The 22,484-nt window shown below is 66.7% G+C and carries 17 protein-coding genes; 12 read left to right on the forward strand and 5 right to left on the reverse strand.

Annotated elements, in window-relative coordinates; translation table 11 throughout:
- Positions 1-40 precede the first annotated feature (40 nt).
- The 3 genes from ABIB28_RS01285 to ABIB28_RS01295 are packed head-to-tail and all read right to left on the reverse strand — an operon-like array spanning position 41 to position 2,435.
- Entirely contained in the window at positions 41-679 is a 639-nt protein-coding gene (locus tag ABIB28_RS01285) for a 2-dehydro-3-deoxy-6-phosphogalactonate aldolase (protein WP_133188449.1), read from the reverse strand.
- On the reverse strand, positions 676-1,578 hold the full coding sequence (locus ABIB28_RS01290; RefSeq protein ID WP_354285794.1) for a 2-dehydro-3-deoxygalactonokinase: 903 nt from the start codon (positions 1,576-1,578) through the stop codon (positions 676-678). Before ABIB28_RS01290 ends, ABIB28_RS01285 begins: the two co-directional genes overlap by 4 nt.
- On the reverse strand, positions 1,575-2,435 hold the full coding sequence (locus tag ABIB28_RS01295) for an SMP-30/gluconolactonase/LRE family protein (RefSeq protein WP_354285796.1): 861 nt from the start codon (positions 2,433-2,435) through the stop codon (positions 1,575-1,577). Before ABIB28_RS01295 ends, ABIB28_RS01290 begins: the two co-directional genes overlap by 4 nt.
- 200 nt (positions 2,436-2,635) lie before the next feature.
- On the opposite strand from ABIB28_RS01295, the gene ABIB28_RS01300 reads away from it, so the two are divergent.
- The 4 genes from ABIB28_RS01300 to ABIB28_RS01315 all read left to right on the forward strand — a co-directional run bounded on the left by ABIB28_RS01300 (position 2,636) and on the right by ABIB28_RS01315 (position 5,602).
- Entirely contained in the window at positions 2,636-3,373 is a 738-nt protein-coding gene (locus ABIB28_RS01300; RefSeq protein ID WP_354285798.1) for a glycosyltransferase family 2 protein, read from the forward strand.
- Positions 3,374-3,459: 86 nt separating this feature from the next.
- Positions 3,460-3,546, forward strand: coding sequence for an ion channel (locus ABIB28_RS01305; protein WP_354286319.1), 87 nt, complete (start codon positions 3,460-3,462; stop codon positions 3,544-3,546).
- Positions 3,547-3,644: 98 nt separating this feature from the next.
- Positions 3,645-5,165 carry a PAS domain-containing sensor histidine kinase gene (locus tag ABIB28_RS01310; protein WP_354285800.1) on the forward strand — a complete coding sequence of 507 codons (1,521 nt, stop codon included), beginning with the start codon at positions 3,645-3,647 and terminating at the stop codon, positions 5,163-5,165.
- A gap of 53 nt (positions 5,166-5,218) precedes the next feature.
- Positions 5,219-5,602, forward strand: coding sequence for a response regulator (locus ABIB28_RS01315; protein WP_133188459.1), 384 nt, complete (start codon positions 5,219-5,221; stop codon positions 5,600-5,602).
- Here the strand turns inward: ABIB28_RS01315 and ABIB28_RS01320 are convergent.
- Entirely contained in the window at positions 5,595-7,187 is a 1,593-nt protein-coding gene (locus ABIB28_RS01320; protein WP_189674812.1) for an MFS transporter, read from the reverse strand. The two genes, ABIB28_RS01315 and ABIB28_RS01320, sit on opposite strands and share 8 nt — an antisense overlap.
- A gap of 63 nt (positions 7,188-7,250) precedes the next feature.
- Here ABIB28_RS01320 and ABIB28_RS01325 point away from each other — a divergent pair, with 63 nt between their 5' ends.
- The gene (locus ABIB28_RS01325; RefSeq protein WP_322163676.1) at positions 7,251-7,922 is read left to right on the forward strand and encodes a DUF6445 family protein; all 672 of its coding nucleotides are present in this window, start codon (positions 7,251-7,253) and stop codon (positions 7,920-7,922) included.
- A gap of 13 nt (positions 7,923-7,935) precedes the next feature.
- Here the strand turns inward: ABIB28_RS01325 and ABIB28_RS01330 are convergent, their stop codons facing one another.
- A complete protein-coding gene (locus ABIB28_RS01330; RefSeq protein ID WP_354285803.1) occupies positions 7,936-8,958 on the reverse strand; it encodes a LacI family DNA-binding transcriptional regulator in 1,023 nt (340 codons plus the stop codon).
- A gap of 211 nt (positions 8,959-9,169) precedes the next feature.
- Here ABIB28_RS01330 and ABIB28_RS01335 point away from each other — a divergent pair, with 211 nt between their 5' ends.
- From ABIB28_RS01335 to ABIB28_RS01365, 7 genes are all read left to right on the forward strand, one after another.
- Positions 9,170-12,124 (forward strand): TonB-dependent receptor, encoded by a 2,955-nt coding sequence (locus tag ABIB28_RS01335; protein ID WP_206365654.1) that lies wholly within the window; start codon positions 9,170-9,172, stop codon positions 12,122-12,124.
- A gap of 81 nt (positions 12,125-12,205) precedes the next feature.
- A complete protein-coding gene (locus ABIB28_RS01340; protein WP_354285805.1) occupies positions 12,206-13,729 on the forward strand; it encodes a tryptophan halogenase family protein in 1,524 nt (507 codons plus the stop codon).
- Positions 13,726-15,540 carry an alpha-amylase family glycosyl hydrolase gene (locus ABIB28_RS01345; RefSeq protein ID WP_354285807.1) on the forward strand — a complete coding sequence of 605 codons (1,815 nt, stop codon included), beginning with the start codon at positions 13,726-13,728 and terminating at the stop codon, positions 15,538-15,540. Before ABIB28_RS01340 ends, ABIB28_RS01345 begins: the two co-directional genes overlap by 4 nt.
- A gap of 5 nt (positions 15,541-15,545) precedes the next feature.
- On the forward strand, positions 15,546-17,165 hold the full coding sequence (locus ABIB28_RS01350) for an alpha-amylase family glycosyl hydrolase (protein ID WP_354285809.1): 1,620 nt from the start codon (positions 15,546-15,548) through the stop codon (positions 17,163-17,165).
- Positions 17,162-18,682: a tryptophan halogenase family protein gene (locus tag ABIB28_RS01355; RefSeq protein ID WP_354285810.1), complete on the forward strand. Its 1,521-nt coding sequence runs from the start codon at positions 17,162-17,164 to the stop codon at positions 18,680-18,682. The genes ABIB28_RS01350 and ABIB28_RS01355 overlap by 4 nt, the downstream gene beginning before the upstream one ends.
- Before the next feature lie 18 nt (positions 18,683-18,700).
- Positions 18,701-21,190 (forward strand): TIM-barrel domain-containing protein, encoded by a 2,490-nt coding sequence (locus tag ABIB28_RS01360; protein WP_354285811.1) that lies wholly within the window; start codon positions 18,701-18,703, stop codon positions 21,188-21,190.
- Positions 21,191-21,336: 146 nt separating this feature from the next.
- Positions 21,337-22,476: an aldose epimerase family protein gene (locus ABIB28_RS01365; RefSeq protein WP_354285813.1), complete on the forward strand. Its 1,140-nt coding sequence runs from the start codon at positions 21,337-21,339 to the stop codon at positions 22,474-22,476.
- Positions 22,477-22,484: the final 8 nt, after the last annotated feature.

Raw genomic sequence — 22,484 nt, forward strand, 5'->3', positions numbered from 1 at the left:
GAGCTGCGGACGTCGTGCGGCTCGGGTCCCTCGCCGCTGGTCACAACGACGCGCGGGCAGCGCGCCAGGCTGCGATCAGGCCATCAGCCTTGGCGCCGACGCGCGCGGCATCGTCGCCCGGGCGGTAGAGCGCGCCCCCGACGCCGATCCCCTCGGCCCCCGCAGCAAGCCATTCCCCGAAATTGTCGGCCCCCGTGCCGCCGACGCCCCACACCGCGACATGCCGCGGCAGCACTTCGCGGATCGCCTTGAGGTAGTTCGGGCCAAGCGCGACCGCCGGGAACAGCTTGATCCGCCGCGCACCCGCATCGATCGCGCGGAACGCCTCGCTCGGCGTGACGAAGCCCGGCATCGGCTCGAGCCCCAGCTCGACCGCGCGCGCGATCAGCGCGGGCGCGGTGTTGGGCGTGACCATCACGGTCGCCCCGGTCGCTGCCAGCGCCTCGACCCCAGCAAGATCGAGCACCGTGCCCGCGCCGATCGCCGCAGTGTCGCCGAACGCCTGCTGGATCGCGGCGATGCTGGTGAACGGATCGGGCGAGTTGAGCGGCACCTCGATAATGCGAACGCCGGCCTTCACGAGCGCCTGGGCGACGGGGAGCGCCTCATCGGGCCGTATCCCACGCAGGATCGCCACGACGGGCGGGGCACCAGCGGCCAGCAGATCGTCGATCGTCATCGGTCAGTCTCCAACAAGGCAAGCCCGGCGAGCGCACAGGCATCGCCATCGAGCAGTTTCGTATCGATCCCCCGCGCGGTGAGCGCACGAGCGTAGCGGGCACAGAGCGCGGGATCGCCGATCAAGCCGATCGTCTCGCCCGCGGCGGGGGCGACCTCGGCGACCTCGCGACCGATCAGCAGGCCCGACAGATAGCCGGCGGCCCAATCGGGCGAACGCCCGTCGATGAGCTGCGCGCTGCGCGCCTCGAACAGCGCGCCGAGCACAATGTCTCTGTCGTTCGCCCGCGCGAGACCGTGGGCGAAGCCTGCCTGCTCGGCGGCAGGGTCGGCATCACCCTGGCTGGCCGCGCGCAGCAGCGTCGAGCGATCGCGCAGCAGCGCGAACAGCTCGCCGGTGAAGAAGGTCTGGAAGCCGGTGATCCGCCCATCCTCGATCGTCGCCCATTTGCTGTGCGTCCCCGGCAGAGCGAGGCGATGGCGTCCCACGCGTAGCGCAGGATCGCGCGCGATCGCCCCGAAGAGTTGCGTTTCCTCGCCGCGCATCACATCGGGGCCGCCCGACGGCGCGGTGCAAGCGAGCCCGGCCATGATCGTGACCGGCACCCCGTCGAGCGCAACCTGCCCAGCCCCGGCAAGCCAGCCCGCGACGTCGGCAGGACACGCCGCATAGGGCACTTCGATCCAGCCGTTACGCGACCCGACCATACCGCACAGCGCGATCGACTCGGCAGCGCCGACGGCGCGCCACGGCGCAATCGCGTCGCGCAGCGCCGCCTCGGGCGTGCCGTCGAGCGCGCCGATACCAGCGCCCGCGGCGCGCGCGACGACCGCGCCGTGTTCGATGCGAAACAGCCGCAACCGGCTGGTGCCCCAATCGCCGACGATGCGATAGCTCATCGCACGATCCTGACGGCAGGAAGCGGTAGTCCGGGGGCAGGCGCATCGAACGCGAACAGCCCGCCGGCAAGCGGTTGCGCGGCGAGGTCGGCGTCGGACAGTCCGGCGCGCGCGGTGGTGACAAAGCCGGTCCGCAGATCGGGCCCGCCGAATGCCACCTTGGTGACATTGGCGCACGGCAGGGCGACGCGCATCAACACGCTGCCGTCGGGCGCATAGCGCCGCGCTTCCCAGCCGCCCCACAGACCGACCCAGACACACCCTTCCGCATCGACCGTCACGCCATCGGGATTGCCATCCTCCGGCGCGATCGTCGCGAACAGCGTGCCGTCGCGCAATTGCGCATCGGTCGCGATGTCGAAGCGGTGGATCGTGCCAGCGAGCGTATCGACATGATAGAGGAAGCGCCCGTCGGGGCTGATCGCGGGGCCGTTGGTGATCGTGCATTCGCCGCCGACCACGGTGATGCTGTCACCGTCGTAGGTGTGGACCGCGCCACTCGGCCGCGACTCTTCGTCGTCCATCGTGCCGAACCAGAGCCGGCCCTGCGGGTCGACCGTGGCATCGTTGGTCCGGTTATGATCGGGCATCGGCACCGTCGCGATCGGCGCCCCGAGCGCCGCGCCGTCGAACAGCTGGAGCGCACCGCGATTACCGACCAGCAGCGCGCCATCGGCGGTTGGAACGATGAAGCTCGGCGCTCCGCCGACGGCAAAGCTCTCGCGCCTGTCGGTACCCGGATCATAGCGATGGATCGCGCCGGACTTGATATCGACGAACCACAGCACGCCATCGACCCAGGCAGGCCCCTCGCCGAGCGTTGCGGCGACCGGCCAAACCAAACGACTTTGTGACACAGCGCTCTCCGATCCTGACCTCGCGGCCGATAATGTGTGATCGATCATATAATTAAGCCGCGGGGATCGGGCAATCGCCGAACCGGGGCGGCAAATCGGATCACGGGCCGCCGCCAGGCTATGCCGCATGCATCCCAATTCTCCGACTTTTTACGTTATCCCCGCTAGCCTTGCGGTCGATAATCGGGCACCTGCGCCGCATGACCGGCTTACCCCAAGTTCGAACGCCGACAATCAGCCTCATCATCCCGGCGTATAACGAGGAGGACTATCTCCCGGCCTGCTTGGATGCGGTCATGCGCAACGTCGCGGGCAAGGCGTTCGAGATCATCGTCGTCGACAATAACAGCACCGATGGCACCAAGGCGGTGGTCGAGCGCTACCCCTCGGTCAAATATGTGTTCGAGCCGAACAAGGGCATCACGCGCGCGCGGCAGCGCGGCTTGATCGCGTCCAGCGGCGATATTCTGGCATATGTCGACGCCGATACGCATCCGCCCGCCGGCTGGATCGAGCAGATCTGGGAGCAGTTCGCCGCGAACCGCGATCTTGCCTGCCTGTCGGGCCCCTACAGCTTTTACGACCTGAGCGGCTTGCGCAATCGCGTGTCGACCGCGTGGTTCGTCGCGGCCCGATCGATCTACGGGATCACCGGCTATCTGATGGTCGGCGGCAATTTCGCGATTCCGCGCCAAGTTCTCGAGAAAATGGGCGGCTTCGACAGCTCGATCGAATTCTACGGCGAGGACGTGGACATCGCCAAGCGCGCCAAGCAACAGGGAAAGGTCCTGTTCTCACCGCGCTTCGTCATGCCGACATCGGGCCGTCGCATGCAGAAACAGGGCTTTGCGAAGATCGCGGGGATCTACCTCGCCAATTATGCGTCGATCATGCTGCGCGGCAAACCCGTGACCAAAGGGTATGAGGACATCCGCTAGCTCCCCCGTGGACGACATCGTGCGGGCCGGGAACGCTATGCCGCGCTGTACAGGCCGACCCACGCGCGGCCCGATTTGAGAGCGGTTTGTATTTTTCGACACCTACCTCCGCCACCATCGGCTATGGGGATGTGGTACTTGTCCGTTCGTGGGCGATCGTCGGCGCGACCTAGGTCGCCAACGGCGTCATCCTGCGGGGCTGGTCGACGGCCTTCTTCGTCGCGGCGGTCGGCCGAATCCGGTTTGTCGAAGGGGAGATAGAGACATTACGGTGACCGCCACGGACCCGCTGGCCGATGCCTTCGCCCTGTTCGTCAACAGCACGACCGATCGCGCGCAGTTCCTGCTCGATCCCGCGGGCCTGGTGATGAGCTGGAATCGCGGTGCCGAAATTCTGACCGACTGGAGTGCAGAGGCGATCATCGGACAGTCCTTCATGCTGTTCTATCCCCCCGCCGATGCCGAACGCGGCGACCCCGCCGCCGATCTGGCGCAAGCGCAGAAAGACGTCACGACGCGCAAGGAAGCCTGGCGGATTCGCCGCGACGGTTCCGAATTCCTGGCGGACTCAACGCTCGTCGCGTTGCGCAATCCGGCCGGCGCGCTGCTTGGCTATGGGCAAAGCGTGTACGATATCACCGCGCGTCGCGCCGCCGAGGCAGCGCTTGCCGATAGCGAGCAGCACGTCCGCTCGATCCTCGAAACCGTGCCCGATGCGATGATCGTGATCGACGAACGCGGCCGCATCCTGTCGTTCAGCGCGGCGGCCGAGCGGCTGTTCGGCTATGCCGAGGCCGAATTGGTCGGCCGCAACGTCAGCATGCTGATGCCGAGCCCCGACCGCGACCGCCATGACAGCTATCTCAGCCATTATCTGACGACGGGCGAACGCCGCATCATCGGCATCGGCCGAGTCGTGGTGGGGATGCGTCGCGATGGCACTCCCTTCCCGATGGAGCTTTCGGTCGGCGAGGCGAGCAGTACCGGGCGGCGCATCTTCACCGGCTTCATCCGCGACCTGACCGAACAGCAACGCAGCGAATTGCGGCTGAAGGAGCTGCAATCCGAGCTGATCCACGTCTCCCGCCTCAGCGCGATGGGGACGATGGCGTCGACGCTGGCGCACGAACTCAACCAGCCGCTGACCGCAATCGCCAATTACATGGAGGCGAGCCGCGATCTGCTCGACGCGCCCGATGCCGATACGCTCCGCTATCTGCGCGAAGCGGTCGATCAATCGGCCAAGGAAACGCTCCGCGCCGGCGACATCGTGCGCGCCTTGCGCGACTTCGTATCGCACGGCGAAGTCGATCGCCGCGTCGTTCCGCTGCGCCCGCTGATCGAGGAAGCCAGCGCGCTGGCACTCATCGGTGCGCGCGAGCGCGGTGTGCGATCTTTCTTCGCGTTCGAGAGCGATGCCGCGCACGCCCTCGTCGATCGCGTTCAGATCCAGCAAGTCGTGGTCAATCTGGTGCGCAATGCGGTCGAGGCGGTCGAGATGTCGCTGACGCGCGACGTGACGATCAGTGTGCGCGCGGCGGCGGGCGACATGATCGAGATCATCGTCGCCGACACGGGCCCCGGGATCGATCCCGCGGTCGCGCCGCGCCTGTTCCAGGCGTTCGCCACCAGCAAGAAAAGCGGCATGGGGCTTGGTCTGTCGATCTGCAGGACGATCGTCGAAACGCACGAAGGCCGGATCTGGGCGGTACCACGGCCAAACGGCGGAACCGCGTTTCATTTTACAGTCCGCGGCGCGCCCGACGCCACCGACACCCGGACCATTACGTAGCGACGCGGCGTCGCGCTCGCGGCAGGACCGGCGTTCCTATTCCCCGGGTACCTATGTCAGACCTTGCCGCCGCCAAACCGCCCCGCCGCACCCGTATCGTGCTGATCGACGCCGATGAGAGCGTTCGCCGCCAGTTGCAGTTGGCGTTGCAATGGCATGGCTACGAGGTGCGCTCGTTCGGCACCGCTGCGCCGGTGCTGCAGGGTGGCTATGCCGACGCCACTGACATCCTGATTACCGATTATGCCCCGCCCGGCAGCAACGGGATCGCGATCCTGCGCATCCTGCAAAGCCGCGGGTGGGACGGGCGTGCGGTGCTGATCACCAGCAATCCGTCGCACGAGCAGGAACACTGCGCCCGCGCTTCGGGTTTTGCCGCAGTGCTCGAAAAGCCAGTCCACCAGGCCGACCTGATCGCCGCGATCACGTTCAGCTGACCGCGCGATCCCCCGTCTCGGGAACCCGCAACATCGCGAGCGCCGCCAGCGCCATCACGATCGCGGCGAACGCCATCGTCCAGATCGGCTCGGTCGGGAAGAACGCCTTGAGGACCGACCCCATCACCGTCGCGACGAGCAATTGCGGTACGACGATGAAGACGTTGAACAGCCCCATATAGATGCCGAGCTTGGCTTGCGGCAGGCTCGAGGCGAGGATCGCATAAGGCATTGCCAGGATCGACGCCCAGGCGATGCCGACGCCGATCTCGCTCAGGATCAGCCAGTTGGGATCGCGGATCACGAAGAAGCTGGCATAAGCCGCGGCCCCGCACAGCAGGCAGGCGATATGCGTCCGGACCTTGCCGATCCGTGCCGCAAGCCGGGGCAGGACGAGCAGAGCAGCCAGCGCGGCCACGCCATTATAGACCGCGAACAGCACGCCGACCCAGTCGCCACCGGCATTGTAGGCGGCACTCTTCGGATCGCTCGCGCCGAACATGTATTGCGCGACGACGGGGGTGGTGAAGATCCACATGATGAACAGCGCCGACCAGCTGAAGAACTGCACCAGCGCCAGCCGCTTCATCACGAGCGGCATGCCCGCGAAATCGCCTACGATCATGCTGAGCGCATTGTCGGTCTTCCCGCCGCGGGCGAGCCGGATCGCGACGATGCTCGCGACGCCGTAGGCGATCAACAGCGCACCGAGCAGATAGACTTCCTTCTGCAACGCGAGCAGGGGCACCGCCGCGACGATCACTACGCCGCCGACGATCCACGCGAGGCTGCGCCCCAGCCCGCGTGCGGCAAGCGCGCGCATCGGTTCGCCCACGCCTTCAACGGGGTCGCGCTCGCCGAATGCGGCCATTTGCGCCGGGCTGTATTCCTTGACGTTGCCGACGGTCCACAACACCGCGAGCAGCAGCGCCGCGCCCCCGAACCAGAAGCTGTAACGCACCGTGTCGGGCACCCCGCCGAGCGCTGTTCCCGAGACGCCGAGATGCGCCAGCACGAACGGGAAGATCGACCCGACCACCGCGCCCGCACCTATGAAGGCGGTTTGCAGCGCATAGCCCGCGGTGTGCTGGTCCTTGCGCAGCATATCGCCGACGAACGCGCGGAACGGCTCCATCGAGACGTTGATCGAGGCGTCGAGCACCCACAGCGTCACCGCCGCGAACCACAGGATCCTGGCCTCGGGCATGACAAACAAAGCGAGCGCCGCGAGCACCGCGCCCGCGAGGAAATACGGCCGCCGCCGCCCGAGCCGGTTCCAAGTCCGGTCGCTGTAATGGCCGATGATCGGCTGGATCAGCAGCCCGGTCAACGGCGCGGCGACCCACAGATAGGAGAGGTCGTCGAGCGAGCCGCCGAGCGTCTGGAAGATCCGGCTCATATTGGCGTTTTGCAGCGCGAAGCCGATCTGGATGCCGAAAAAGCCGAAGCTGATATTCCACAGGCCACCAAAGCCCTGCACCGGTTTTTCGTTCAACTCTGGCCTCCCCTGCCCGGCGCCTGACGATCGGCGGGGCGTGTTTGTCGGCGAGCGTGGCGACAAGCCGGGGGCCGCACAAGCCTGCATACGAATGCGCAGCGCCGCACAAACCCTTGCCGAGCGCCCCACGCGCGTTCCATGACGCCAGCCATGGACACCGTGCACCTCCATCATCAGGGCAACGAGCGCCGCCCGTTGCTCGTGATCGACGATTTCTGGCCCGACCCCGAGATGCTGCGCGAGGATGCAGCGGCGTTGCGCCTGGGCGAGATCGGCCCGCATTATCCCGGCGTCCGCGCCGAAGTCCCGGCGCGCCTCGCCGAGACGATGCGTCGCAAGATCGCGCCGTTGCTCGCCACGCATTTCGGGTTCGATCCGGCGCCCGGCGTATCGGAAGCCTATTATTCGCTCGTCACGACGCCGCCCGCAGCGCTCGCGCCGATCCAGCGGCTGCCGCATTTCGACGGGGTCGAGCCGCGCCGGATCGCATTGCTGCTGTTCCTCGGCCATGGCGCGCAGGGCGGCACCGCCTTCTACCGCCAGCGCGAGACGGGCTTCGAAAGCGTCGATGCCGACCGGCTCGATCGTTTCAAGGCGACGCTGGAGGAGGGCGTGCGTACCCACGGCATGCCAGACCCGGCATATATCGCCGGCGATACGCCGCTTTACGAACGGATCGCGCTACAGCCCGGCGCGTTTAACCGCGCGCTCGTCTATCCCGGCAACACGCTCCACTGCGCGCATCTGCCGCCCGAGGTCGTGCTCAGTGCCGATCCGCTTGCGGGCCGCCTGACGCTCAACCTCTTCCTGTTCGACGACTGAGACCGCGCCGGCGCTAGCCGCCGCTGCTCGCGCGGACGACGAGCCGCGTCGGGAGCGGTGCCGCCTCGCACATCCCGCCGCGCAACTGGCCGAGCAGCGTCTCGACCAGCACTTCGCCCGCGCGCCGCGTGTCCTGCACCACGCTCGACAGCGGCGGACTGGTCAGCGAGGCCGAGGGGATATCGTCGAACCCGACGATCGCGACGTCGTCGGGCACGCGCCGCCCCGCCGCCGCCAAGCCGCGCATCGCGCCGATCGCGATGCTGTCGCTGGCGGCAAAGATCGCGTCGTACGCCACCCCGCGGCTGGCAAGCGTCTCGACCGCCGCCTGCCCCGGTTCCTCCGCCGTCGTCGCATCGACGCGCAACATCGGATCGGGGGTCAGCCCGGCGCTCGCCAGCGCATCGAGATAACCGCGATAGCGTTCAAGCAGCTCGGGATAGCGGCTGTCGGCCGAGCCGAGGAACGCAATCCGCCGCCGTCCCTGCGCGATCAGATGCGCCGTCGCCAACGCCCCGCCGCCGCGATTGTCCGATCCGACGGTGATCCCAGCGGGCCCCGTCCCGACCGCACCCCAGCGCACGACATGCGTCCCCTGCTCGACGAGATGGTCGAGTCGCACGCGGTACGCTTCGTAATCGCCGTAGCCGAGCAGGATGATCCCATCGGCCTTATGGCTGTCCTGATAATCGACGTGCCAGTCACCCGACAGCTGCTGGAACGAGATCAGCAGGTCGTACCCGGCCTTCGCACAAGCGCGCGTGATCGATCCGAGCATCGAGAGGAAGAACGGGTTGATCGCGGCATCGTCATCCGCTGCCTCTTCGAAAAACAGCAATGCCAGCGTGTTGGACGATTGGCTGCGCAAGCTCGAGGCGTTCTTGTCGACCGCATAATGCAGACTGCGTGCGATCGCCTCGATCCGCGCGCGCGTCTGCGGATTGACCGATTTCACCCCGCGCAAGGCGCGCGAGACGGTCGGCTGCGAGACGCCCGCCAGCTGCGCGATATCGAGGGAGGTCGGTCGTCTGGCCATCGGGAAAAGCAGGTCCTGCGCTACACGGCACACGCGATACTGCGCCAAACGATCGGCTGACGACAGCCCATTCGTGAATACGTATGCCCGATCCTTTCGAAATGTGTCTGCCCGAAATATAGCCGTGCCGGGCCAATCGACGCTGTTTCACGACGTCGAGGAAACTGAAGCGAGGATGTGCGGGCCGGGCCCGCCTGATGGGGAACACCACATGACTGATTTCGAGCCGAGCCGCGCTGACCGCGCGTGCGCGCCGCTGCGCCGCATTTCCATGTCGGCACGCCTTGGGCTGTACACCAGCACCGCCGCGATCACCGCTGCCCTGCTGCTGCCTGGCGCCGCCTACGCGCAGGATGCCGCGACGACTGCGAACGCGAACCCGACCGCCAAGGCGCAAGTCGAAGCAACGCCGACCCAAGCCGATCCGACGCCGCAGCCGACGACGCCGGCGCCCGTGACCGCCGCCGACGTTGCGCCGACCACGGACACCACGCCCGACGGCGACATCGTCGTGACGGGCATCCGCGCGGGCCTCGACTCCTCGGCCAAGATCAAGCGCCAGTCGGTGCTGATCGTCGACTCGGTCTCGGCCGAAGACGTCGGCAAGCTGCCCGACGTGTCGATCGCCGACTCGCTCGCTCGCCTTCCCGGCGTCACCGCGCAGCGTCTCGAGGGCCGCGACCAGCGCCTGTCGATCCGCGGTCTCGGCCCCGACTTTTCGACCACGCTACTCAACGGTCGCGAGCAAGTCACCGTCGGTGACAATCGCGGCGTCGAGTACGACCAATATCCGTCGGAATTCTTCAAGACGGTCAACGTCTACAAATCGGCCGACGCGTCGCTCGTCGCCGCCGGCATCTCGGGCACGGTCGATCTGCGCATGCTGCGCCCGCTCGATCAGGCCAAGCGCGTTCTCGCGGTCAGCGCTCGCGGCCAGATGAACGGCATCAAGAACCTCAACCCCGACAGCTCGCGCTACGGCTATCGCGCGTCGGCGACGTATGTCGACAAGTTCGCCAACGACACGCTCGGCATCGCGCTCGGCGCATCGGCGACGCTCACCCCGTCGCAGGACGAGCGCTATAATGCTTGGGGTTATGCCGGTGCCGGTACCGCGGCGAGCCCGTTCGTGCTCGGCGGCGCAAAGCCCTATGTCCAGTCGAACGAACTCAAGCGCTACGGCGGCGTCGCGACGATCGAATGGCGCCCGTCGGAGGTGTTCCACTCGACTTTCGACGCGCTCTATTCGCACTTCGAGGAAACGCAGCACCTGCGCGGGATCGAATTCCCGCTCGGCTTCTCGAGCCCGACGCAAAGCGGCGTGACCGTCGCCAACGGCTTCGCCACCGCGACGACCTTCTCGGGCGTCCATGCGATCCAGCGCAACGACTATAACCAGCGCAAGGCCGAGAACTTCTCGCTCGGCTGGAACAACGACCTCAAGCTCAGCGACAAGATCCACCTCAACGTGGACGCGAGCTGGAGCCATGCGACGCGCACCGACTTCCTGCTCGAGACCTATACCGGCGTCGGCTATGGCGGCGCGGGCCCGGACGACACCGTCCGGGTTTCGCAGCAGGGCAACGGCACCTACAAGATCGTGCCGACGCTCGACTATACCAACACCAGCGTGTTCAAGCTGACCGATCCGCAGGGCTGGGGCTATAACGGCACGCAGGCCGTCGTGCAGTCGGGCTTCCTCAACCGCCCGAGCTTCAAGGACGACCTCAAGTCGCTCCGTGCAAACCTCAACGGCGAGTTCGACAATAGCATCATCAAGAGCTGGGAAGCCGGCGCCAACTACAGCCGTCGCGAGAAGACCAGCGCCTACCAGTCGTTCTTCCTGTGCCCCAAGGGTGCCGGCAGCAACTGCACCGTCGCGAGCGGCACCCCGACTTCGGCGCCGATCCCGACCCAGGCGGTGATCGGCAAGATCCCGCTCGACTATCTCGGCGTCCCCGCGGTGCTCGCGCTCGATCCGCTGTATCTGTACAACAACAGCTACAACACGTTCTTCGACAACCGCCCGTCGTCGCTCGTCCGCGACAACGTCGTGACCGAGAACGTCTATACCGGCTACGCCAAGATCAACATCGACGGCGATGTCGGCGGCAAGGCGCTCAAGGGCTCGATCGGCACGCAGGTCATCCACAGCGAGCAGCGCTCGACCGGCCAGATCGCGAGCGTCGTCAACGGCGTCGTGACGATCGCCCCTGCGTCGCAAAAGTACAGCTACACCAACGTCCTGCCCTCGGCGACGATGGCGGTCGAGCTGGTCCCGCTGGGCTATGTTAAGCTTGGTGCCTCGCAGACGATGGTGCGCCCGCGCCTCGACCAGGAGCGCGTGACGCAGGACGTGGCGATCAACATCGCCAATATCGTGCCGAACAACTTCAACCCCGGGCTCAACCCGGTGTTCACCTCGTCGGGCGGCAATGTCGCGCTCCGGCCGTACAAGTCGACCAACATCGACATGTCGTTCGAGCAGTATTTCCGTGGCGGCGGCTATGTCGCGCTGTCGGGCTATTACAAGCACCTCACCGACTTCGTCGATCCGAACAACAGCTACGCGTATGACTTCTCCTCGCTGCTCGGCGCCCTGTCGCCGGCACAGCGCGCGATCGTCACCGCGAACCGGCTGGCGATCGGCAACGTCAGCGCGCCTGCCAACACCGGTCGCGGCAGCGTGATCGGCGTGGAAGGGACGATCTCGCTCCCCTTCAAGATGGTCAGCGAAGCGCTCGACGGCTTCGGCATGTTCGTCTCGGGCAACTACACCGAGTCGGAGATCAAGTTCGTCAGCAACCCGACTCAGGCGATCACCCTGCCCGGCCTGTCGAAGTGGACCGGCAGCGGCACGGTGTATTTCGAGAAGCACGGCTTCCAAGCGCGCGTGAACTATCGCTATCGCTCGTCGTTCCTCGCCGAGGTCGCGGGCCTCTCGGCCAACCCGACCTATCGCACCGCGCGATCGGAAGGCATTCTCGATGCGCAGATCGGCTATGAGTTCCAGAGCGGTCCGCTCAAGAACTTCGCGATCCTGGCGCAGGCGAAGAACCTGACCGACCGTCCGTTCGTGACGTACCAGAATGACGACCCGCGCCAGGTGATCGATTACCAGCGCTATGGCCGTGATTACTACCTGGGCATCACGTACAAGTTCTGACCCCGTGCGACGGCGGACGGCGAACCCTTTCGCCGTCCGTCGTTCCGCGAGTCTAATGTCGAAGAAGCGGGGACGCGGACCATGGCCACTCTATCCGATCCGACCGGACCGATCCGGATCGTCATCGTGGGCGGCGGCACCGCAGGCTGGATGGCGGCCGCCACGTTCGCGCGTTTCCTCGAAACCGGGTTCGAGATCGACCTGATCGAATCCGAAGAGATCGGCACCGTCGGCGTGGGCGAAGCGACGATCCCGCAGATCCGCTTGTTCAACGATGCGCTCGGGCTCGACGAGGATGCGTTCCTTCGCGCGACGCAAGGGACGTACAAGCTCGGAATCGAGTTCGTCGACTGGCTGCGGCCAGGCCATCGCTACATGCACGCGTTCGGCGCGGTCGGGCGCGATGTCGGTTTGCTGCCGTTCCACCAATATTGGCTGCGCGCGCAAAAGCTCGGGTCGGCGCGCGATCTCGCGGCCTATTCGCTCAACAATCAGGCGGCACTCGCCGACCGGATGCAGCGCGGCCCCGCGCGCACCGCACGCGTATTGCCCGACATGCCGAGCGCGTTTCATTTCGACGCCGGCCTCTATGCGCGCCATCTGCGCCGCTACAGCGAGACGCGCGGCGTCACCCGGATCGAAGGCAAGGTGGTCCGCGTCGACCAGGACGAGCGCGGCGATATCTCGACGCTGCTGCTCGAGGACGGGACGACGCTCGGTGCCGATCTCTTCATCGATTGCACGGGGTTTCGCGGGCTGCTGATCGAGCAGACGCTCAAGACCGGCTATGACGACTGGACGCATTGGCTCCCGGCCGACCGCGCGATCGCGGTGCCGTCGGAACGCAGCACCGCGTTCACCCCGTACACCCGCTCGACCGCAAAGGCAGCGGGCTGGCAATGGCGCATTCCGCTGCAGCACCGCACCGGCAACGGCCTCGTTTATTCGTCGCAGCATTTGAGCGACGACGAGGCGACCGCAACCCTGCTCGCGGGGCTCGACGGCGAAGCGCTTGCCGATCCGCGCCCGATCCAGTTTCGCACCGGCAAGCGTCGGCAAATGTGGAACCGCAATGTCGTCGCCATCGGCCTGTCGGGCGGCTTCATGGAGCCGCTCGAATCGACGAGCATCCACATGATCCAGTCGGCGATCGCGCGGCTGATGAAGCTGCTGCCCGGTCGCACCATCGCGCAAGCCGACCGCGACGAATTCAACCGCCAGAGCGACTTCGAATACGAACGCATCCGCGACTTCATCATCCTCCATTATCACGCCAACGACCGGAGCGAGCCGTTCTGGCAGATGTGCCGCGAGGCGACGCTGCCCGAAACGCTTGCCGCCAAGATCGATCTGTGGCGCGGCAACGGCCACATCACGCGCGAGCATGAGGAGCTCTTCACCGAGGTCGGCTGGCTTCAGGTGTTCGCTGGCCAAGGTGTGATGCCAGCGGGGCACCACCCGCTCGCCGACGCGATCCCCGCCGCCGATCTCGCCGAATTCCTCGATACGATCGACCAGCTCAACGCCCGCGAGGTTGCCCAGATGCCAAGCCATGCCGATTTCATCGCGCGCCACTGCGCCGCGCCGACGCCGGTGGCGGCGTGAGCCTTACCGCCGCGCTGCTGCTTGCGCTCGCCGGTCCGGCGACCGCAGTCCCGGTCGAACAGGTCCGCGCGCGTCTGCCCGAGGACGAGATCATCTATTTCGTCCTGCCCGACCGCTTCGACAATGGCGACCCGGCCAACGACACAGGCGGGTTGACCGGCGACCGGCTGACGACGGGGTACGACCCGACCGCCAAGGGTTTCTATCACGGCGGCGACATCAAGGGGCTTCTCCAGCGGCTCGACTATATCCAGGCGCTCGGCGTCACCGCGATCTGGGTCGCGCCGGTGTTCAAGAACAAGCCCGTGCAGGGCGCGGCGGGGCATGAGAGCGCCGGCTATCACGGCTATTGGATCACCGACTTCACGAAGGTCGATCCGCATTTCGGCACCGACGCCGAGTTCGCGGCGTTCGTCGATGCCGCGCACGCGAAGGGCATGAAGGTCTATATGGACATCATCGCCAACCACACTGCCGACGTGATCCAGTACCGCGAATGCGTCGGCAAGAGTTGCGCGTATCGCGGCAAGGCGGATTATCCATACCAGCGCCGGCTTGGCGTCACGGGCAAACCGATCAACGCCGGTTTTGCAGGCGATGCGGTGCAAACGCCCGAGAATTTCGCCAAGCTGACCGACCCGGCCTATGCCTACACGCCGTTCGTTCCGGCAGCGGAAGCGAAGGTCAAGGTCCCGGCGTGGCTCAACGACCCGCGCTATTACCACAATCGCGGTGACTCGACCTTTGCCGGAGAATCCGCGCGCTATGGCGATTTCAGCGGGCTCGACGATCTGATGACCGAGGATCCGCGCGTGATCGATGGGTTCATCGCGATCTATGGCGGCTGGATCGATCGCTTCGGCGTCGACGGCTTCCGCATCGACACCGCGCGCCACGTGAACCCCGAATTCTGGCAGGCGTTCATCCCGGCGATGCAAGCGCGCGCCGCCGCGCGCGGGATCCGCAACTTCCCGATCTTCGGCGAAGTCTATTCGGAAACCGTCGACCCCGGCTACACCGCGCAATTCACGCGCCGCGACGGCTATCCCGAAGTGCTCGATTTCTCGTTCCAGGCGGCCGCGCGCGCGATGCTGAGCGGCAAGGCGGGGACCGATGTCTTCGCCAAGCTGATCGACGGCGACGTGCTGTACCAAGGCGGCGACGCCACCGCGCTGCGGCTGCCGACCTTTCTCGGCAACCACGACATGGGCCGGATGGGGCACATGCTCGATCTCGCCTGGCCCAAGGCGACCGACGCAGAACGCCTTGCGCGGCTCGAGCTCGCGCACGTCCTGCTCCTTTCGGCGCGCGGAGTGCCGACGATCTATTCGGGCGACGAGCAGGGCTTCACCGGCCATGGCGGCGACCAGGATGCGCGCGAGGATATGTTTGCGAGCAAGGTCGCGAGCTACAACGACAATCGTCTGATCGGCACCACCAGCACGACGGCGACTGCGCATTTCGGCACCGACAACCCGATCTTCCAGACGATCGCGCGTCTGTCGCAGATCCGGCGGACCCACGCGCAGTTGCGCCACGGTCGCACCATCGTGCGCTTCGCGTCGGACAAGCCCGGCCTGCTCGCCTTCACGCGCGGCGATGACGACGGGCGCGAGATCCTCGTCGTGCTCAACACCTCGAGCCAGCCGCTTAGCGCCAATGTCGAAGTCGGCGCGCGCTCGGCCGGCTTCGCCACGCTCGCCGGCGCCTGCCCCGCCACGGTGACCGCACCCGGCTCGGCCGCGATCACGCTCCCACCGCTCGGCTACGCCATCTGCGCCGCCACTCCTGCACGCCTCCCCAGCGAATGAGCCCTATGCCCGCCCCTGCCCAACACCCCGTTCCCGGAACTCCTGAACCCTGGTGGAAGGGCGCATCGATCTATCAGATCTACCCGCGCAGCTTCGCCGACTCGAACGGTGACGGGATCGGCGACCTCAACGGCATCACCGCGCATCTCGAATACGTCGCCGGGCTCGGGATGGACGCCGTCTGGCTGTCGCCCTTCTTCACCTCGCCGATGAAGGATTTCGGCTATGACGTGGCGAACTATCGCGACGTCGACCCGATCTTCGGGACGCTCGCCGATTTCGACACGCTGATCGCGCGCGCGCATGCGCTCGGGCTGCGCATCATCATCGACCAGGTCTATTCGCACACGTCGAACGCGCATCCGTGGTTCGAGGCGAGCCGCGCGAGCCGGTCGGGCGACAAGGCCGACTGGTACGTCTGGGCCGATGCCAAGCCCGACGGCAGCCCGCCGTCGAACTGGCAATCGGTGTTCGGCGGCCCGGCGTGGACGTGGGACGCGCGGCGGCAGCAATATTACCTGCACAATTTCCTGAAGGAACAGCCGCAGCTCAACGGGCACAACCCGGCGGTGCAGCAGGAACTGCTCGACACCGCGCGCTTCTGGCTCGATCGCGGCGTCGACGGCTTCCGGCTCGATGCGATCAACTTCGCAATGCACGATCCCGCGCTGACCGATAACCCGCCCGCGCCCGCGACCAATCGCGCCCGCACGCGCCCGTTCGATTTCCAGCTCAAGCTCCACAATCAGGGCCATGCCGACATTCCGCCGTTCCTCGAGCGGATCCGCGCATTGCTCGACGAATATGGCGCTGGCTTCACCGTCGCCGAGATCGGCGGCGAGGATAGCGACCGCGAGATGAAGCTGTTCACCGCGGGCGGCAAGCGGCTCGACAGCGCGTACAGCTTCGACTTCCTCTACGCCGATGCGCTGACGCCCGAGCTTGTCGCGGACTCGCTCGCGCGCTGGCCCAACGATCCGACGATCGGCTGGCCGAGCTGGGCGTTCGAGAATCACGATGCCCCGCGCGCGGTGTCGCGCTGGACCAGCCCCGACCATGCGCGGGCGTTCGCGCGGATGAAGCTGCTGCTGCTCGCTTGTCTCCGCGGCAACATCTTCCTGTATCAGGGCGAGGAGCTCGGGCTGACGCAAGTCGACATCGCGTTCGAGGACCTGCTCGATCCCGAGGCAATCGCGAATTGGCCGATGACGCTGTCGCGCGACGGCGCGCGTACGCCGATGCCGTGGACGGGCGACGCACCCGATCTCGGTTTCGGAAGCGCAACGCCGTGGCTGCCCTTCGGCGGCGACCATGCGGCGCTCGCGGTCGATGTGCAGGATGCAAATCCGGAGTCGCAGCTCAACTGGACGCGCCGCGTGATCGCAGCGCGCAACGCACATCCGGCATTGCGTTCGGGCGACCTTCGGATGCGCCACAATGACGCCGCCGTGCTCGCGTTCGAGCGCGAAGAGAATGGCGAGCGGCTGCTGTGCCTGTTCAACATGAGCGACGCCGCGCAGGCTTGGCCGGAGGGCATCGAACCGACGAGTAGGATCCTGCTCGCTACAGGCGAATTGGAGACGGGCACCCTCCCCGCATTCGCCGGCTTGGTGCTGCGCGGGTGAGCGATTCCGCCAAGGACCTCGCCCGCGACGGCGCGATCGTGATCCTTGGCGGCGGAACCGCAGGCTGGATCGCGGCATGCCTGATCGCGCAGCGCTGGCCGAGCGCGCGCGTGACGCTCGTCGAAAGCCCCGAGATCGGCATCGTCGGCGTCGGCGAAGGCTCGACCCCGCAGCTCAAAGGCTTTTTCGACCGGCTCGGCATCGCCGAGGCCGAGTGGATGCCGGCGTGCGATGCAACCTACAAGCTCGGCATCGGCTTTGCGGGCTGGTCCGACCGGCCGGGGTTCGAGCGCTACTTCCACCCCTTCCCTACCGCGCTCGACAGCCACACCGCGGGCTCGTTCTTCTACAACACGCGCGCCCGGCGGACGGGCCGCGACGTCGCGGCGCATCCCGACCAATTCCTGCTTCCGGCGCGGCTTGCCGCAGCCGGATACGCGCCGCAGCCCGAGGAGAGCTTTCCGTTCGAGGTGAGCTACGGCTATCATTTCGACGCCTACAAGGTCGGCGCGTTCCTCGGCCGGCATGCGGTGACCAAACTCGGCGTCACCCACCTCCAGCGCCGTGTCGAAAGCGTCGAACGGCGCGCCGATGGCGGCATCGCGGCGTTGCTGTGCGACGATGGCGAGCGGATCGCGGGCGATCTCTTCCTCGACAGCAGCGGGTTTCGCAGCTTGTTGTTCGAGGGCACGCTTGCCGTCCCGTTCGTCCGTTACGGCGACACATTGTTCAACGATTCCGCGGTGGTCATGCCCACCCCGCGCGACGACGCCGCGCCGCTAGCAAGCCAGACGCGCGCCACCGCGCTGTCGGCGGGCTGGGTGTGGGACATCCCGCTGACCAGCCGGACCGGCAACGGCTATGTCTATTCCAGCTGCCATGTCAGCCGCGACCAGGCCGAGGCCGAGCTGCGCGCGCACTTGAAGGTCGGCGACGAAGGCACCGCGCGCCACCTGTCGATGCGCGTCGGGCGCGTCGCCGAAAGCTGGTCGCACAATGCGCTCGCGGTCGGGCTGGCGCAGGGGTTCCTCGAACCGCTCGAGGCGACAGCGCTCCACATCGTCATCGCCACGGTCGAGGCGTTCCTCGACGCCGTCGACGCCGACGGGTTCACCGAGAAGGCCCGCATCCCCTTCAACGCGCGCATCGCCGCGCGCTATGACGGCGTGCGCGACTATATCGTCGCGCATTACCGGCTCAATCAACGTCACACCGACCCGCACGGCTATTGGGCGGCGGCGCGCGCGGTCGAGCCGTCCGACACGCTCAAGCACGTCATGTCGGCGTGGTTCACCGGCGCCGACCTCACCGCGACGATCGACCAGCTCGACATATCACGCTATTACAATGCGATAAGCTGGCATTGTCTGCTCGCTGGATACGGCACCTTCCCCGACGCCGCGCGGCTCGTGCCGCCCGGCCCCGATATCGAGCGGATCGACATGGTCAGGATCGAAGACTTCCTACGCCGCTGCGCGCACAATTTCCGCCCGCATACCGATCACCTCCCCCGGTAATCTCTTGAAAGACCTGCCATGAAACGCCTCCCCCTCGCGTTGCTGCTCGCCACCGTCGCGCTGCCGCTCACCACGGTCGCCGCGCACGCGCAGAGCGCTGCCCCCGCCCCGACGCTCACCGCGGCCAAGGATGGCGTCGAAGTCACCGCCGGCGCGCTAAAGATGAAGCTGATCGCGCTCAGCGACGATCTCGTCCGTGTCCGCATCGCGCGCGGCGGCGTCTATCCCGAGGACGCCAGCTGGGCGGTCCTCCCCGCGCAGCGCGCAACGCGCGCGACGGTGACGTCCACCGCCGATGGCTTCACCACCGCCAAGCTCCGTGTCCGCATCGGTGCCGGTGGTGCGGTGACCTTCGAGACGCTCGACGGGAAGATCATCTCGGCCGATGCCGCGCCCGCGAGCGTCGACGACAAGGCCTTCACGCTGACCAAGACGCTGCCGATCACCGAGCATTTCTACGGCCTCGGCGACAAGACCGGCGGGCTCGACCGACGCGGCAAGGCGTTCGTCGACTGGAATACCGACGCATTCGGCTTCTCAAGCTCGGACGACCCGATCTACAAGTCGATCCCCTTCTTCGCCTCGACCGGGGCGGCAGGCGGAAGCTACGGGATCCTGCTCGACAACACCTATCGCACCTGGTTCGACTTCGGCCACAAGGATGCCGAGACGCTCGCGTTCGGCGGCCCCGACGGCCCGATCGACTATTATTTCATCGCCGGGCCGACCCTCGCCGACGTCACCCGCCGCTACGCCGGGCTGACCGGCCGCGCGCCGCTCGCGCCGAAATGGGCGCTCGGCTATCAGCAATCGCGCTACAGCTACATGTCCGCCGACGAAGTCCGCGAGATCGCGCGCCACCTGCGCGCCGACCGAGTGCCGACAGATGTGATCTGGCTCGACATCGACTATCAGGACCGCAACCGGCCCTTCACCACCAACCCCAAGACCTTCCCCGACATGGCGAAGCTCGTCGCCGACATGAAGGCGCAAGGGATCAAGCTGGTCGCGATCACCGACTTGCACATCGCCAAGGTCGATACCGGTTACGCGCCCTACACCAGCGGCAAGCGCGGCGACGAATTCGTCAAGAACCCCGACGGCAGCGACTATGTCGCGCCGGTCTGGCCCGGCCCGTCGGTCTTCCCCGATTTCACCCAGGCCAAGTCGCGCGCGTGGTGGGGCACGCTCTACAAGGGTTTCCTCGATGACGGCGTTGCCGGCTTCTGGAACGACATGAACGAGCCCGCGATCTTCAATACGCCGACTAAGACGATGCCGCTCGACACGCAACACCGCATCGCCAGCGACGATTTCGCCACCCGCACCGGCGACCATCGTGAGATCCACAACGTCTACGGCATGCAGAACACGCGTGCGACCTATGACGGCCTGCTCGCGCTCCGCCCCAACGAGCGGCCGTTCGTGATGACGCGCGCGAGCTATGCGGGTGGCCAGCGCTATGCCGTCACCTGGACCGGCGACAACTGCGCAACCTGGGATCATCTGAAGCTCTCGGTCCACCAGATCCTCAACCTCGGCCTGTCGGGCTTCGCCTATAGCGCCGCCGACGTCAGCGGCTTTGCGGGCGGGCCGAGCCCCGATTTGCTGACACGCTGGTTCGAGATCGGCGCGTTCACGCCGGTGTTCCGCGATCATTCGGCAACCGGCACGCCACGCGTCGAGCCGTGGGTCGACGGCCCCGATCATCTCGCGATTCGCCGCCGCTTCGTCGAGGAGCGCTATCGCCTGATGCCCTATTTCTACGCGCTGGCCGACCAGAACAGCCAGCTCGGCGATCCGATCATGCGCCCGGTGTTCTACGATTATCCGAGTGCTGCGAGCATGGGCTGCGACCAGTCGATGGCGTTCACGCTCGGAAAGGCGCTGCTGATCGCGCCGCCGCCGAGCCCCGAATCGCCGCAGCGCTACGACGTCTGCCTGCCCGCGGGCGGCTGGTACGACTACTGGACCGGCCAGCGCGCCGGCACGCCAGAGCCGACCGCTGCCGGCCCGATCCAGTCGGCGACGCAGGCCGTCCCGACCGAACACGCCAAGGGCGACCGCGTGAACGAAACCCCGCGGCTCGATCGGCTGCCGGTGTTCGTCCGCGCCGGCACGATCCTGCCGCGTCAGCCGCTCGTCCAGAGCACCGCGCAAACGCCGTCGGGGCCGCTGATGCTCGACATCTATCCGGGCGAGGACTGTGTCGGAACGCTCTACGAGGATGACGGCACGACGCTCGCCTATCAGCGCCGTGGCTATCTGCGGCAGACGGTCCGCTGCAGCGTAACCGCGAACGGGCTCACGATCGCGTTCGACGCGCGCGAGGGCAGCTTTGCGCCGTGGTGGAAGCAGATCGCCGTCACCGTGCATGGCTGGACCGGTGCCGCCACCGTGGCGCAGGACCGCAAGGCGATCACCGCGCAGCCAGACAGCGCGGCCGGCACGCTGAGCTTCACCGTCGCCGCGCCAATCCGGGCAACGCAGATCACGCTGGCGCGCTGACCGGGCGCGCCCGGCGGCTATCCCGGGCGCGACAGCGCGCCACGGGGCCTTGCGCTTTGCCCTCTTTTGTCTGACTATAAGCGCAAGGGGATCACGTTGACACTGCGTCGGCGGCCTTGTGTCACAGACTCCTGGAGGGGACCTCGATGCCTCGGACTTTCGCTCTTGCGGCGCTTGCGCTCGGCTTTGCCGCACCCACCATGGCAGCCGCCGCCGGCGCCGATCGCGCGCCTTTCGGAACGCTCGCCGACGGCAGCCCGGTCGAAGTGGTTACACTGACCAATAGCCACGGCATGCGCGCGCGGATCCTGAGCTACGGCGCGATCCTCCAGGGCGTCGATGTCCCCGACCGCGATGGCAAGATCGCCGATGTGACGCTCGGCTATGGCGACATGCGCGGCTATCTCACCGCGCCCAACTATTTCGGCGCGACCGTCGGGCGCTATGCCAACCGGATCAAGGGCGGTCGCTTCACGCTCGACGGCAAGGGCTATACGCTCGCGCTCAATAACAAGACCAACGCGCTGCATGGCGGCATGAAGGGGTTCGACAAGCGTCCGTGGCGGATCGTCGACGTGGCCGGCGTTGCCACGCCGCACGTGACGCTCGCATACACCAGCGCCGACGGCGAGGAAGGCTATCCCGGCAAACTCCAGGTCACTGCGACTTATTCGCTCAACGACGCCAACGAACTCACAATCGAGTATCGCGCGACGACGAACAAGCCGACCATCGTCAACATCACCAATCACAGCTTTTTCAATCTCGGCGGCGAAGCGGCGCAGCGGTCGATCTATGACGCTGTGCTGACAATCCCGGCCGAAACGACGACGCCGGTCGATGCCACGCTGATCCCAACGGGCAGCTTCCGCCCCGTCGCGGGGACGCCGTTCGACTTCCGCACGCCGACCGTGATCGGCACGCGCATCCGTGACGCGAGCGATCCGCAGATCGTCTACGGCCAGGGGTATGATGAGAATTACGTCCTCGCGCGCACGTTCAGCGCGACGCCGCGGCTTGCGGCACGCGTCTCCGATCCGGTGAGCGGGCGGACGATGGAAATCCTGTCGAACCAGCCGGGCGTGCAACTCTATACCGGCAACTTCCTCGATGGGACCGCGGTCGGCAAATCGGGCCATGCCTATCGCCAGGGCGACGGGATCGCGCTCGAACCGCAGGTGTTCCCCGACACGCCCAACCAGCCGGCGCTCGGATCGGCGCGGCTCGATCCGGGCCAGACCTATCGCAACGTGATCGTCTACCGCTTCTCGGTCGCCGCCCGCTAACGCCGGCG

It is taken from the genome of Sphingomonas sp. UYEF23 (genome assembly GCF_040546165.1).
GTDB lineage: Bacteria > Pseudomonadota > Alphaproteobacteria > Sphingomonadales > Sphingomonadaceae > Sphingomonas > Sphingomonas glacialis.